This is a genomic window from Winogradskyella sp. PC-19, from assembly GCF_002163855.1.
GTDB lineage: Bacteria > Bacteroidota > Bacteroidia > Flavobacteriales > Flavobacteriaceae > Winogradskyella.
In genome coordinates this window covers 836,218-849,799 of sequence record NZ_CP019332.1, presented here as the reverse complement: position 1 = coordinate 849,799, position 13,582 = coordinate 836,218, and the positions used below count along the sequence as shown (strand labels likewise).

At 32.5% G+C, this 13,582-nt stretch carries 15 protein-coding genes; 12 read left to right on the top strand and 3 right to left on the bottom strand.

Annotated elements, in window-relative coordinates; genetic code table 11:
• Positions 1–142 precede the first annotated feature (142 nt).
• Positions 143–1,177 carry a metal-dependent hydrolase gene (locus BTO05_RS03925; RefSeq protein ID WP_087491406.1) on the top strand — a complete coding sequence of 345 codons (1,035 nt, stop codon included), beginning with the start codon at positions 143–145 and terminating at the stop codon, positions 1,175–1,177.
• A 2-nt stretch (positions 1,178–1,179) separates the two neighbouring features.
• Here the strand turns inward: BTO05_RS03925 and BTO05_RS03920 are convergent, their stop codons facing one another.
• Positions 1,180–2,382: an aminotransferase class I/II-fold pyridoxal phosphate-dependent enzyme gene (locus BTO05_RS03920; protein ID WP_087491405.1), complete on the bottom strand. Its 1,203-nt coding sequence runs from the start codon at positions 2,380–2,382 to the stop codon at positions 1,180–1,182.
• Between the two features lie 159 nt (positions 2,383–2,541).
• Between BTO05_RS03920 and BTO05_RS03915 the strand changes: the two genes are divergently transcribed.
• The 9 genes from BTO05_RS03915 to BTO05_RS03875 all read left to right on the top strand — a co-directional run bounded on the left by BTO05_RS03915 (position 2,542) and on the right by BTO05_RS03875 (position 10,403).
• Positions 2,542–3,000, top strand: coding sequence for an Lrp/AsnC family transcriptional regulator (locus tag BTO05_RS03915; RefSeq protein WP_087491404.1), 459 nt, complete (start codon positions 2,542–2,544; stop codon positions 2,998–3,000).
• An 83-nt stretch (positions 3,001–3,083) separates the two neighbouring features.
• Positions 3,084–3,629 (top strand): CPBP family intramembrane glutamic endopeptidase, encoded by a 546-nt coding sequence (locus tag BTO05_RS03910; protein ID WP_232459773.1) that lies wholly within the window; start codon positions 3,084–3,086, stop codon positions 3,627–3,629.
• An 85-nt stretch (positions 3,630–3,714) separates the two neighbouring features.
• Positions 3,715–5,307, top strand: coding sequence for a S41 family peptidase (locus BTO05_RS03905; protein WP_087491402.1), 1,593 nt, complete (start codon positions 3,715–3,717; stop codon positions 5,305–5,307).
• A 95-nt stretch (positions 5,308–5,402) separates the two neighbouring features.
• Positions 5,403–6,173, top strand: a complete 771-nt coding sequence (locus BTO05_RS03900; RefSeq protein WP_087491401.1) for a LuxR C-terminal-related transcriptional regulator — start codon at positions 5,403–5,405, stop codon at positions 6,171–6,173.
• A 239-nt stretch (positions 6,174–6,412) separates the two neighbouring features.
• A complete protein-coding gene (lpdA, locus tag BTO05_RS03895; RefSeq protein WP_087491400.1) occupies positions 6,413–7,819 on the top strand; it encodes a dihydrolipoyl dehydrogenase in 1,407 nt (468 codons plus the stop codon).
• Between the two features lie 17 nt (positions 7,820–7,836).
• The gene (locus BTO05_RS03890) at positions 7,837–8,289 is read left to right on the top strand and encodes a hypothetical protein (protein WP_087491399.1); all 453 of its coding nucleotides are present in this window, start codon (positions 7,837–7,839) and stop codon (positions 8,287–8,289) included.
• A 66-nt stretch (positions 8,290–8,355) separates the two neighbouring features.
• Complete coding sequence (locus BTO05_RS03885) at positions 8,356–8,904, top strand: DinB family protein (RefSeq protein WP_087491398.1); 549 nt, start codon at positions 8,356–8,358, stop codon at positions 8,902–8,904.
• Position 8,905: 1 nt separating this feature from the next.
• Positions 8,906–9,736: a hypothetical protein gene (locus BTO05_RS03880; RefSeq protein WP_087491397.1), complete on the top strand. Its 831-nt coding sequence runs from the start codon at positions 8,906–8,908 to the stop codon at positions 9,734–9,736.
• 130 nt (positions 9,737–9,866) lie between these two features.
• Positions 9,867–10,403: a hypothetical protein gene (locus BTO05_RS03875; RefSeq protein WP_087491396.1), complete on the top strand. Its 537-nt coding sequence runs from the start codon at positions 9,867–9,869 to the stop codon at positions 10,401–10,403.
• Positions 10,404–10,554: 151 nt separating this feature from the next.
• Here BTO05_RS03875 and BTO05_RS03870 read toward each other — a convergent pair whose 3' ends face one another.
• Together BTO05_RS03870 and BTO05_RS03865 are read right to left on the bottom strand one after the other, a co-directional pair.
• Positions 10,555–11,292, bottom strand: a complete 738-nt coding sequence (locus tag BTO05_RS03870) for a LytR/AlgR family response regulator transcription factor (protein ID WP_087491395.1) — start codon at positions 11,290–11,292, stop codon at positions 10,555–10,557.
• Positions 11,285–12,226 carry a sensor histidine kinase gene (locus BTO05_RS03865; RefSeq protein ID WP_232459772.1) on the bottom strand — a complete coding sequence of 314 codons (942 nt, stop codon included), beginning with the start codon at positions 12,224–12,226 and terminating at the stop codon, positions 11,285–11,287. The genes BTO05_RS03870 and BTO05_RS03865 overlap by 8 nt, the downstream gene beginning before the upstream one ends.
• Before the next feature lie 310 nt (positions 12,227–12,536).
• On the opposite strand from BTO05_RS03865, the gene BTO05_RS03860 reads away from it, so the two are divergent.
• Positions 12,537–12,902 (top strand): hypothetical protein, encoded by a 366-nt coding sequence (locus BTO05_RS03860; protein WP_087491394.1) that lies wholly within the window; start codon positions 12,537–12,539, stop codon positions 12,900–12,902.
• A 13-nt stretch (positions 12,903–12,915) separates the two neighbouring features.
• Entirely contained in the window at positions 12,916–13,545 is a 630-nt protein-coding gene (locus BTO05_RS03855) for a hypothetical protein (RefSeq protein ID WP_087491393.1), read from the top strand.
• Positions 13,546–13,582 lie beyond the last annotated feature (37 nt).

Sequence of the window (13,582 nt, the reverse complement as noted above, 5' to 3'; positions counted from 1 at the left end):
TTGAGGAAAAGAAGTCTTTTGAGCAAGAATTAAAAATTGAAATCGTAAAAATCACTGAAAAAATTAAATTCTATTGTTCATTAATCTAGAAGTATCCATTTTAATAATTAATTTCACCACCATTGTATTAATTTAATTATAATTGGATTCATTAACTCAAATTGTTTTAGGTGCTGCTTGTGGCGAAGCTGTTTTAGGTAAGAAAATTGGAAATAAAGCATTATTGTTTGGCGCTATTGGTGGTACAATCCCAGATTTAGATGTTTTTATAGGTGGTTGGCTTTACGATAACGAAATTCAAGCCATGGCGTTCCATCGTGGATTTATGCACTCCATTCTATTTTCTATTTTAGGGACCTTTATTTTCGGCTGGTTGGTCTTTAAACTATATGACAAAGGAAAGCGTAAAAGCACAACAGAACTTCGTGATTGGCAAAAACTATTCTTTTGGTCCTTATTGACACATCCTATTTTAGATTGTTTTACACCTTATGGCACACAATTATTTTATCCGTTTTCAGATTATCGTGTAGCGTTTAATAATATTGCTGTTGCTGACCCACTATATACATTGCCTTTTTTACTCTGTTTGATAATATTAATGTTTTATAAACGGAGTAAGCCTAAACGAAAAGTTTGGCTAAAACTCGGCGTAGGAATAAGCTCAGTATATATGTTATTTACAGTTGTAAATAAATTTTATATCAATTCAGTTTTTGAAAAATCACTAGTCGAAAGTAACATAAAGTTTCAAAGATTTAGAACACAGCCTACAATATTAAACAACTTATTGTGGTATGGTGTCGCTGAGACAGACGATGCATTTCATCTTGGTTTTTATTCCCTTTTGGATAAAGGAAACCGTATTGACACTTGGAAAGTGATTCCTAAAGAAATTCCAATAATCCCAATGAATGATATTGATTTGTCTACATTGACATGGTTTAGCGACGACTATTATCGTGTTATAAAAGCAGACGATTTTGGTGAGTTTATCTATAAAGATTTGAGATATGCTTTATTAAATCCTGATGACGTTAATTCTTCACTATTTTCATTCAGAATTCACAAAAAGAATAACCGCTGGGATATGAAAAATAATAGACCTGAGATGGAAGACAATCCAACGTTTGAATCTGTTTTAGGACCGATGATTAGACGATTAAAAGGTATTTAATGTTAATTAAGAATATTTAAATCTTTCATGCATTTATGCATCATTTTATAGGTGCGTTCTATATCAGCATCAAGTCCAATAGAAAAACGTATTAATCCATCGCTTAAGCCCATTTCTGCTTGTTCTTCTTCAGGAATTTCTGATGAAGTTGAACTTCCTGGTGCTGAGAATAGTGTTTTGTAAAAACCTAAACTTACTGCCAAATAACCTAGGTTTCTTTCCTGCATAAGTTCCATCAAAGCATTTGCTTTGTCAAGAGATCCTACATCTATTGTTAGCATTCCTCCAAAGCCATACTTATCATTCATCATTCCTGAAAATAAACCATGTGACGGATGCGATTTAAGTCCAGGATATACAGTCTTGAGACCATCATTTTCAAATTTTTCTGCTAAATACGAAGCATTATAGCTATGTTGTTGCATTCTGATATGAAGTGTTCTTAGGTTCTTTAAAACCGAAGCCGCTCTTAAGCTATCCATCGTAGAACCTAGTAGCATACAAGCACCGTCATTAACATTTCGTAGCTGGTCAATAAATTCTTGTGACCCACAAATAACGCCACCTACAGTATCGCTTGAGCCGTTAATAAATTTGGTTAAACTATGTATAACTATATCTGCACCCAATTCGGCTGGAGAAATTGATAATGGTGAAAACGTATTATCAACGACTAATTTTAAGTTGTGTTTTTTGGCAAGTTTAGCCAAACCTTTAATGTCTGCAACTTCCAAAAGCGGATTACTTACCGATTCGCAATACAACACTCTAGTTTTTGAGGTTATGGCAGCTTCAACAACATCTAATTTTGTAATATCTACAAACGATGTATCGATACCCATACGTGGTGTGAAATTCTTTAAGAAAGCATAGGTGCCTCCATAGATTGTACGACTACTAACGATATGTTCTCCTTGTCCACATAATTGCATTAAAACTGGTGTGATTGCTCCCATTCCTGATGCAGTTACAGTCGCGGTTTCTGTGCCTTCCATTGCAGCTAGAGCTTCGCCTAGATATAAGTTTGAAGGTGTCGAGTGACGAGAATATAAATAACAACCATCTGCATTACCTTCAAAGGTATCAAACATTGTTTTTGCTGATAAAAACGTGTAAGTCGATGAGTCTGAAATCGAAGGATTTACACCTCCGAATTCACCAAAATATTGTAAATCTTGAATATTGTTTGCAGGTTTAAAAGCCATGATATATTATTTTTATTTAATTCAAAATTCATAATATTTAGAATCAAAAACAATAGAGTAAAGTTATTTTAGTAAATAAATCATATAATTATTAAATATTTAGATTTTTTATCTAATTTTATGTGAATAAAGCTAATTAATGATGAAAATTTTACGCTTATGGTTTTAGATATTACTGATAAACGTTTACTGCAATTACTTCAGGATGATTGTAAGCAAACCACAAAAGCATTGTCAAACATTTTAGGGTTATCTGTCACTGCTGTTTACGAACGTATAAAAAAGTTAGAAAATCAAGGGTTTATAAGCAATTATGTAGCTTTGATAAATAAGGAACTTGTCGATAAGAGTTTTGTGGCGTTTTGCCATGTTAAACTAACACAACATACGCAAGAATACGTAGTGCAATTCGAAAGAGAAGTTGCTAAATTGCAAGAAGTATTAGAGTGTTATCATATTAGTGGTGATTACGATTACTTGCTCAAGGTTATAGTTGAAGATATGGAAGAATTCAGAGAGTTTATGGTCAAAAAACTGACCAATATTAATCATATTGGCAGTACTCACAGTATGTTTATGATTAACGAAGTCAAACATAGTACAGCGATTATTTTATGATGTTTAAATCTAAACGATATAGAGCACTAGAGCTTTTTGTGCTATTTGTTCTTTTTCCTGTTTCGCTGGTATTACAATGGCCAATGGAAACTAAAATAACTTTGGGTGCTTTGGCATTTTTGTATGTTATTCTGATTACTGTTATGGTTGATAATTTTTCGTTCTCAAAAATATCAAAATCAAAATGGAGACCGTTTATTATTGGTACGGCTATTAAATTTTCAGTAATAGCACTATTGTTATCAATCTATGTATATGTAACAACTCCTGAGAAATTATATTATGTCGTTATAGAAAAAACAAAAGTTTGGTTGTTTTTCTTAGCTGTTTATACACTAGTTTCTGTGATTCCACAAGAGTTGGTTTACAGAACATTCTTTTTTAAACGTTACGAGCTACTTTTTAAAAACAAAAATTTATTCATTTTAATTAATGCAGGTTTGTTCTCATTAGGACATTTATTTTTTGGTAATACTCTAGTAATGTTTATCACTTTTATTGGTGGTTTGTTATTTGCATTTACCTATTCAAAAACAAAGTCTACTCTTTTTGTATTGATAGAACACACACTTTATGGCTGTTGGTTATATACAGTTGGTATGGGTGAAATGCTCGGTTTTCCTGCATAAGTTTTATTAAGAAGGCAACCATTTCTACTTTTTTTTCGTCTTTAATAAAAAGACTTACTTTTAATTCATCAATTCAAAATTATATATGAAGAAATTTTTACTGTTAATCGGATTCACAATTATTGTTTCATCATGCGGAAGTATTGCTAATTATAACGAAGCGGTAACTAAGATGCATCCTGTAGAGGATTTGCGAGAAGATGTCGATAAGGTATACAAGCAATTAAAACGCCTACACCCAAGATTATATCAGTTTACCCCAAAGGAAACTTTAGACTTTAAGTTTGATAGTTTAAAAACTGCTATTAAAGCGCCAATGACCAGTCGAAAATTTCATAAAGAGCTAGCTAAGGTTACGAAGTTTGTTGGTCAAGGCCATATGTCAGTCTCGCCACCTTCAGTAAAATTTAATCGAAAAGAGAAAAGAGCTAATAAGTTAAAAAAGTTTGATATCAACAATCTAGAAACTGAATATGTCGAGGACAAATTGATTATCAGTAAAGCCAAAGGGAATGATTCACTATTACTTAATGCTATAATCTTAAAGGTTGATGGTAAAGAGACTAAGGACTTGATGACAAAATTCAAAAAATCAGTAGCATCAGATGGTTACAATATAACATTCTATAATAGAGTAGTAGGTAAACGTTTCTTTGGGTATTACAATCAGGACATAGGTCGATTTGATAGCATCTCATTAACACTAAAAAATTCTGACTCAACTTTTATCAAAAAATACAAACGTGTCAAAAAAGAAAAGAAAAAAGTCGATTCTTTAAAATCTGATTCACTAAAGAATGCCAAACCAAAAAAGAAGCTTACTAAAGCCGAGAAAAAAGCTAAAAAACTAAAGCGTAAAAAACTATTTAAAGAACGTCAAAAGTATGGCTACGACTATCTAAATAAGATTAATAATAGAGATTTAAAATTTATAGGAAAAGATAGTACTGTAGCTTTAATGAAGATTAGAGGCTTTAGTAGAGGTGATTACGAAGCTTTTTATGAAGAAGCTTTTACAAAAATAGATTCGGCTAAATCAAAAAATCTAATAATCGATTTAAGAGATAATTTTGGTGGGCGACTAAATGAGATTACTAATTTGTATTCTTATCTCACGGACAAGAATTTTCAGTTGATTAACCTGAGCGAAACAAATAGTAGAATACCAATGCTAAAAACAGCTATGAGTAATACGTCTTCTACTTTACAAAAAATTGTGTTTGGGCTATTATCACCAGGTATTATTACGCACAATCTTATTCATACCAGTAAAAAAGATGGGCAACTGTATTACAAGTTTAAATCTGCAAAAGAGACAGAGCCAAGTCCATTAAATTTTAAGGGTAATGTTTATGTTTTAGTTAATGGTAATTCGTTTTCGGCATCTTCTGTAATCTCTACACAACTAAAAGGCAGTAAAAGAGCGACTATTGTGGGCGAAGAAACTGGAGGCGCATATAACGGTACAGTTGCAGGATTTTATAAGGTTTATGAATTACCTAACACTAAGGTAAAAGCAAGAATTGGCTTGATGCATATTGATTCTAAATATAAAACCACACCAGATGGTTATGGTGTACAACCAGATGTAGAAATCAGTCCAACATACCAAGATAGACTTAATGGTATTGATCCTGAATTAGAGTGGGTTTTAGGAGATATTGAAACGAAAAAGTAAATTGATTTTGTGCAACATTCCATTAGAGACTTTTAATATAATGAGTATTCTTTATTCAATTATATTTATATTAGAGTTTTGATTCAACGTAATTTATGAAGTACAAAGAAGTAAAGGATTTATATAAATTAATATTTAAGTCTTATGACAAACCATCTCTTGAGGCGCATATAAAAAAAATCATTGAGTTAGATTTTTATTTGCCATACAGTTCTACATTTTTCTGTATAACAAATACACAAAGCCTAACATTTGAGTATGTAAGTAAAAATTTTAAATCTTGCTTAGGGTTAGAATCTGAAATTTTAAAAACCCAAGGCATGCGTTATTTCTGGAGTAGGATACATCCAGAGGATTTGGACAAATGGCTTGCAGCATTAAACGAATTGATGGAGTTTACATTAAATAATATTAATTCTAAAGATAGAAGTAAAGCAAATTATACTTGGAATTATAGATTCAAAAATTCCGAAGACAAATATGTAAATATTATTCAAAACACAACGCCTCTAGCTTTTGATAAAACAGGAAAACCAATTATAGGATTAGCACATTATACTGTTTTACACGAGGACATAAAGATGGACATTTCGGCATCTGCAAAAATTCTTAATTCTAATGACGAATATGAAACTATATTCTTCAATAGTTATTCGCAAAAATTATTATCAGCGGGAATAAGTCATAGAGAAAGAGATGTTATTCGTTTACTTGTTCAAGATTTAAGCAGTAAACAAATATCAAATCGTTTAAATATTAGTTCCCACACTGTAGATACTCACAGAAGAAATATTTTGAAAAAACTTAATATTTCTTCAACAGGAGAATTGGTAGGTATGCTTATGATTAATAAAAATATGATTTAATGTATTTACTCAAATTGAGTATTGTGAATGATTGAATTATAATTCATCTTTACGTAGTAATTTTTATTATAATTATTGGGGGATAATTATAATAAATATAGAAAATGCCTAGACTGCATATATGCTGTTTTTAGGCATTTTTCATTTTTTAATATCTTAAAAAATGGAGTATTCTATTCGCAAATGGTTATTCTAAGTTGTATTTTTGTAGTTACATTTAATTAGATAAAAAACTTCTTATGAATTCATACGATGTCGTAGTTATAGGTTCTGGTCCTGGTGGATATGTTGCAGCAATTCGTTGTGCACAATTAGGCATGAAAACCGCAATAATCGAAAAATATTCAACACTTGGTGGTACATGCCTTAATGTAGGCTGTATTCCTAGTAAAGCACTTTTAAGCTCTTCACACCATTACGAAGAAGCAACAAAGCATTTTGCGGATCACGGCATTGAAATTCCGGGTGATATAAAAGTTAATCTTGAAAAAATGATTGGTCGTAAGCAAGCTGTTGTAGACCAAACAACTGGTGGTATTGATTTCTTAATGAAGAAAAATAATATCGAGGTTTACGAAGGTTTAGGGTCTTTTAAAGATGCGACTCACGTAAATATTGCTAAAAACGATGGCTCTACTGAAACTATTGAAGGTAAAAATATCATCATAGCAACAGGAAGTAAACCAAGCAACCTGCCATTTATAGAATTAGATAAAGAACGCATCATTACATCTACCGAAGCTTTAAAGCTCAAAGAAATTCCAAAACATATGATTGTTATTGGTGGTGGCGTTATTGGTTTAGAGCTTGGTCAAGTATATTACCGACTAGGTAGTCAGGTGACAGTAATTGAATATCAAGACCGTATTTTGCCAACGATGGATGCAGGTTTATCTAAAGAGCTTAACAAAGTCTTTAAGAAAGCCAAGTGCAAAATGCAGATGTCTCACAAAGTACAATCTGTTGAGCGTATTGGTGATGAAGTTATTGTTAAAGCAGAAAACAAAAAAGGCGAAGTTGTAGAGTTTAAAGGTGATTACTGTTTAGTATCTGTTGGTCGTCGTCCATACACAGATGGATTAAATGCTGAAGCTGCAGGCGTAAAAATTAATGATAGAGGACAAGTTGAGGTTAATGAACATTTACAAACATCTGCCTCTAACATTTATGCTATTGGCGATGTTATTAAAGGCGCAATGTTAGCTCACAAAGCTGAAGAAGAAGGTGTATTTGTAGCCGAAACGTTAGCAGGACAAAAACCTCATATCGATTATAACTTAATTCCTGGTGTAGTTTATACATGGCCAGAAGTGGCTGCTGTTGGTAAAACAGAAGAAGAATTAAAAGAATCTGGTATAGCTTATAAAGTTGGTCAGTTTCCATTTAGAGCTTTAGGTCGTGCAAGAGCCTCTGGAGATATTGATGGTTTTGTGAAAATCTTAGCAGATAAAACAACTGACGAAGTATTAGGTGTGCATATGATTGGCGCACGTTGTGCTGATTTAATTGCCGAGGCTGTTACTGCGATGGAGTTTAGAGCATCTGCCGAAGATATTTCGCGTTACTCACATGCACATCCAACATTTGCAGAAGCTATCAAAGAAGCCGCATTAGCTGCTACTGACGATAGAGCATTACATATATAAACCTTTAATACACAACCATGAAAAATTTATTTTTAATACTGCTCGTAGTACCATTTTTATCTTTTGGACAGATTACTGAGAAGAAAAAGAAAGCCATTGATAATTATGCTAATGTGATTTGTGGCTGTGTTAATACTGTAATTACTGATTTGCATCCAAAGATGTTTGAGTCTTTTATATATTTAGCAGAAAACGGTCAAGAGAAATTTCCTGCTCATATACAAAATGTATTATCTGAAATGACTGATGAAGAAAAACAGGCATATATGGCTTCTTTTCAAAAAATACAAGAGCCAGCATTTGGAGCTAAAATTGATAATTGCGACAAATCATCTGGTATTACCGAAGAATTAAAAAAAGAAACGGATGATTTGACTAGTGATACACACAAGTATCTGATGGAGTATTTAGGAAAAGAAACGTCTTGTAAAATACTTAAAGTGCTTTATGACATGGGTTCTGGTAAATAAAACCGAACTTTAATTATTTATAAAAAAAGCGAATCTTGAGATTCGCTTTTTTTATACTTTTATGTAATGAAAAATATAGCAATACTTCTAGTCCTTTCAATCTTAAGCTTTGGTTGTACATCCGAAAAAGAAATGAAAAAAGAAGATACTTATGTAAAAGAGTATTTAGAACGTTTAGAGAATTCCAAAAAATACACCTTGCTGGTTGCTGATATGATGCTTGAAGAAAATTACGATTTCCGTGCAACGCCAGAGTCTATGAGTTTTGCAGAAAATTTACTGCATATAGGTTACGCTATGGATTGGCACAGCCAATCGTTGTTAGGTGGTCGTGCGGCTAGAGTTTGGCAAACCGACACCATTTTTAAAACAGCAGGTAAATCCAAGGCGCAAATGATAAAACTTATTAATGATACTTATGATAGGGCTATCGCGCTGATTTCGAGTTATGATGTAAATAAACTATCAGAACGCTTAGATTATTTTGGTGCCAATAGAACAAAACGCCAGATTTTAATGTTACTATCAGACCATATAACCCATCACCGAGGACAGATGTTGGTTTCGTTAAGATTAAAAGGCATCAATCCACCACGATACGTACTCTATCAATAATATGAAAAAATACATACTTATAACATTAGCTTTTTCAGTTTTTGCTTGCGCACCAAAACTAAAAAGCAATATCGAAACCAAGCTAGAGCCTTTGCCAAAAGGCACATTGATAGTGGTCTTAGAGCAAACAGATAATCAAGATATAGAAGGACAATTAATTGGTGAAGTTAGTGCCAAAGACAACGGTTTTTCCGTTAATTGTGGGTATTATCAAAACATTAATAACCTCAAGGAAGTCGCAAGAAACTCTGGTGCAAACTTGGTTAAAATTACCCAAGAGAAACAACCAAGTAAGTGGAGTAGTTGTTTTAGGATTTGGGGAAAAATATATAAAGTCGATGACCCAAAAGTGTATGAGACTAAAATAGAATGGAGTGATAAACGACGATTAGTTTGGAGTGATTTTAAAGGCACACCAGACACAGAGGCGCATCCAAACACATTGGCAATAACCAACTCAGGTTTTGGTATTGAGTCTAGTTTTAATCCTTTTAAAGCCTCAGAAATTATTGTGCATAACACGTTTAATACCTTTAAAAGTTGGGGTATACCAGAACATATGAACGATTATGTATTACGCCACGAGCAAATACACTTTGATATTACAGAAATCTTTACCAGAAAATTACGCAAAACATTGTTTGATAATAACCTAACGAGCAAAGACATTACAAGAGCAAAAGCACTTTTTGAATCTACCTTCCAGGAATACAAGCTATTTCAAGAGCGTTATGATGCCGATACCCAAAAGGGCGAAAAGAAAGACACACAAGAAAAGTGGGAAGCCATTGTCGAGATAGAATTGGCTAAATACGACGCTTACAAAACGTAGATTTTTGTTTATAACTGTTTATAAGTCAATTGCTTTAGCTATTGACTTTATGAAACCAAAAATCTAACTTCGCTTATCAATCGATAAACACAATTGAAACTGAGTTTATCTTAACGTTGTACAACATTTGATGAAAAACAAAATCTCATTATTCATATTTGGAATTTTATTACTGATTTCTTGTTCTGAAAAATCGGAATTTCTAAAAAACTGCGAATGTGAAAAAATCAATTTAGATAGTGATGTTACTTTGTTCGGAATGGAACATCGTTATTCGATTAAATTACCAAGTAATGACTGGAATCCAGAAATAACTGATAATGGAATAAGTGCTGGAATTTTTGATGGGAATGCTTTCAAATATTTCGGACTTACAGAAATGGGAAAAGCAAAACCTTGGATGAATCTTGAGGAGCAACAAAAGGATGTTGAAAGCAAGTATGACGTGCTTGAAAATGGAATAACGGACATTTTTGAAAAAAAGGCGATTTGGAATCTCGTAGAAGAAAAATTCGATACGATTCCAATAATTGGATTATATGTAACAGTTGAACATCCAACAGATGATTTATTCTACACTTTGAACCTTGCAGTTTCAAAAAACAAATACGGTAAAGAGGAATTATGCGAACTTGAAAACATAATCAAGTCGTTTAAAATAGAATAAAAAAACATTGTACAACAACGGCTATAGTTCATTACGGCTGAAATTCCTAATCGGAATTTCAAGCCTTTTTGCTAAATTTATGGTTACGGCGGAATGATACTCGCGTACCATTCCGTAACGAAACCATAGCCAGAACCGATAAGCGTAACTCCTAAAACCTTTCCAATACTTTTAAAGCTTCTGATTTATAACTTCGACTAATCGTTAAGGTTTTGTCACTAATAGTAACAAACTCATTGGTAAAAGCTGTTATTTCTTTAATAGCAACAATATAAGAGCGATGTATCCTCAAAAATTGAGACTTTGGGAGTTTGGCTTCGATATTGCTTATCGTTTCGCGGGTAACTAGCGTTTTGCTTGTAATGAGCTTAGTCGAAGTATCTTTTAAGTAAATTTTAATGTAGTCGCTATAACTTTCGATATAGATTATACTATCAAAATCTACTTTTTGCATTTGGCGGTCGGCACGAACAAAGATAAAATCTTGTAGTTCTATAGGCTTTGCTGCCGTTGGTGGTATACTTGTTTCAGCAATTTCAAAATAGCGGTTAATAGCCTGTGACAAACGCTCAAAAGAAATAGGCTTCATCACATAATCTACAGCTTGTAAATCAAAACCTTCGACAGCATAATCACGGTACGCTGTTGTAAAAATAACTTTGATACTTTTATTAATAGATTTGGCAAAGGCAATACCTGTAATTTCGGGCATGTTAATGTCCAAAAACACCAAATCGATATCATGTTGGCTAATGGCATTAAACGCTTCAACCGCATTACTACATTTAGCCACAACGTTAATGCGCTCCATCTTTGATAGATGCATGGCTATGATATCTCTTGCCATAGCTTCATCGTCTACTATGATGCACGAAACGATTTTAGCCATGTTTTAAATCCAATTTAAGTTGCACCTTATAATTATTTTTTGTTTCCGTAATTTTTAAATCATACTGGTTTTTGTACAATAACTCTAGACGCTTTTTTATGTTTTCTAAACCAATACCGTGAGGTTTTGATAATGTCTTTTCGTGCGAGTTACTAATGGTAAAATCAATACTTTTCGCAGTACATACAAATGCAATAGTAATAGAGAGTTTACCATCGATAATCTTACCATGCTTAAAACTGTTTTCGATAAACGGCAAGAAGAGCATTGGTGCTACAGTTAATGTTTCAGAACAAGAAGACTCTTTAAAGCTGATATCTAAAGTGTCATTAAAACGTGTTTCTTCGAGACTGATGTAATCTTTAATATGGTTAATCTCTTCGGCTAAACTAACAGATGGTTTATCGACTTGATATAATAAGTAATCGAGCAAGTTGGAAAGTTTCAGAATCATTTCTGGAGTTTGCTCAGACTTTTTTAGTGCAAATCCATAGATGGTATTTAAGGTGTTAAACAAAAAATGCGGATGTATCTGCATCTTCAAATACTTAAGTTCTTGTTCTTTTAATTTTAGTTGTGCTTCAAGTATTTTGGCTTCGAGTTTAGTATTCTTATTCGACTGCTTTAGATTCAACTTTAAGAGTTTAAAAGCACTTACAACTATAACTACCAAGCAAATACAAGTAATTATAAAAACACTGCTCTTGCTTAAAACAGTCATTTTTTCAAACTTAAAATCTGTCAAAAATGCTAATGCAAAAAAGATTGAAAACACTGCGCTAAACACTAAGATGATTAAGGTGTATATACTGTATAGACCAAATAAAAAGTAGCGTTTTGTAATTAAATAATCGGGTAATAACTTATAAATAGAAATATAAGTAGCAGCAATAGTCACTGGCATTAAAAATAATGAGAAATAAATCACATTCATATCAATTGTGTTGCCAACACCAAAAATCGAGGTGAAGAAAAACACTATAAAAACCCAAAACAAAATATGACGCAGTACGCGTATTAAAGGTTTAGTTATTTTATTTTTTATTCTCACTATTTTAAGATATTGCTACAATAATAATCTATTTTTTGTGGGTGTTATTATTTTATAGACGAATAACAGATTTTGTTTGCGTTTTGACGCTGTAGTTAAATCCAGTTTAAAATTGGTAGTTAGTCGCATAAAATTTTTTGAAATAAAGTTTAAGCATAAGTTTGGAGTATTATTAACATAAAAAAACTTAATTATGAGATTATTAAACGAAGGAGGACCAATGATGTACATTATTTTAATACTGTTGTTATTGTCATTATTTTTTATTTTAAAAGCCTTTATGAGTAAAGCTAAAGACAACACGCAATCTAAAAAAATGATTGGTTTGGCAGTAGACTCCAGCTTATTATCCTTAGTAATTGGTTGTTTAGGTTCTTTATTGGGAATCATTGGACTATTTGATATGGTAGAAGCTCTTGGTGAAACAAGACCCGACCTTTTTTCAGCGGGACTAAAAGTATCTTTATTGACCATAACATTTGGATTGTTCTCTTTTGTTATAGCTAGAATAGGAATTTTGGCTTACAAATGGAGTTTAAATTCAGGCGATAACAAGTAATCAATACATTACTATGAATACTATAAAGACGCAACTAGCTTCAATACTTGTCATAGCACTTGTTTTTTCTTGCGAGCAAAAGTCATCATCAAATATATCAGAAAGCGAATTGATAAATAAAATCAATGCTGTTCAACAACAAGTAATGGTCCAAGGAAATATAAGTGAAGAAGAAGAACAGGCGCTATTAAGTTTATGCAGCATTATATCAAAGAGTGACGGTTTAGGCGATTACAGTCCAGATAACAGAATGGTATTAAAAGATGTTGATATAGCGCCTGTGTATGAAGGTTGTGAGGAACTATCTGCTGAAGAAACAAAAGCATGTTTTAATACCAAAGTGGCAACATTTATAAAACGAGAGTTTAATTTAAAGCTCTCTAAAGATTTAAATCTTGCAGAACAAAAGCAAGTAGAAGCTTTTTTTATCATCGACGAAAACGGAAACCGAACTGGGATGAAAGTTAGAGATGCAGAAGTAAGCATTCAGGCAGAAATCTTGCGTGTACTAAGAAAAATGCCAATTATGAAACCAGCTAATCACAATGGGAAAAACGTTTCAGTGTTATGTTCGTTGGTATTAAAATATGGCAATGATATCGAAGTAGATGTGGTTTATATTCCAGAAAGACCCAACAATTAAAATGTAGACTGGTACATATTTAGCACACTGATAGGTA

Excerpts from the sequence above, each read along its gene's own strand:
- BTO05_RS03910 (WP_232459773.1), top strand. The coding sequence starts at position 3,084 with ATGGAAACTAAAATAACTTTGGGTGCTTTGGCATTTTTGTATGTTATT.
- BTO05_RS03920 (WP_087491405.1), bottom strand. The coding sequence starts at position 2,382 with ATGGCTTTTAAACCTGCAAACAATATTCAAGATTTACAATATTTTGGT.
- BTO05_RS03885 (WP_087491398.1), top strand. The coding sequence starts at position 8,356 with ATGAAAAATATAGCAATACTTCTAGTCCTTTCAATCTTAAGCTTTGGT.
- BTO05_RS03865 (WP_232459772.1), bottom strand. The coding sequence starts at position 12,226 with ATGAATGTGATTTATTTCTCATTATTTTTAATGCCAGTGACTATTGCT.
- BTO05_RS03855 (WP_087491393.1), top strand. The coding sequence starts at position 12,916 with ATGAATACTATAAAGACGCAACTAGCTTCAATACTTGTCATAGCACTT.
- BTO05_RS03870 (WP_087491395.1), bottom strand. The coding sequence starts at position 11,292 with ATGGCTAAAATCGTTTCGTGCATCATAGTAGACGATGAAGCTATGGCA.
- BTO05_RS03900 (WP_087491401.1), top strand. The coding sequence starts at position 5,403 with ATGAAGTACAAAGAAGTAAAGGATTTATATAAATTAATATTTAAGTCT.
- lpdA (WP_087491400.1), top strand. The coding sequence starts at position 6,413 with ATGAATTCATACGATGTCGTAGTTATAGGTTCTGGTCCTGGTGGATAT.
- BTO05_RS03880 (WP_087491397.1), top strand. The coding sequence starts at position 8,906 with ATGAAAAAATACATACTTATAACATTAGCTTTTTCAGTTTTTGCTTGC.
- BTO05_RS03905 (WP_087491402.1), top strand. The coding sequence starts at position 3,715 with ATGAAGAAATTTTTACTGTTAATCGGATTCACAATTATTGTTTCATCA.
- BTO05_RS03875 (WP_087491396.1), top strand. The coding sequence starts at position 9,867 with ATGAAAAACAAAATCTCATTATTCATATTTGGAATTTTATTACTGATT.
- BTO05_RS03890 (WP_087491399.1), top strand. The coding sequence starts at position 7,837 with ATGAAAAATTTATTTTTAATACTGCTCGTAGTACCATTTTTATCTTTT.
- BTO05_RS03915 (WP_087491404.1), top strand. The coding sequence starts at position 2,542 with ATGGTTTTAGATATTACTGATAAACGTTTACTGCAATTACTTCAGGAT.
- BTO05_RS03860 (WP_087491394.1), top strand. The coding sequence starts at position 12,537 with ATGAGATTATTAAACGAAGGAGGACCAATGATGTACATTATTTTAATA.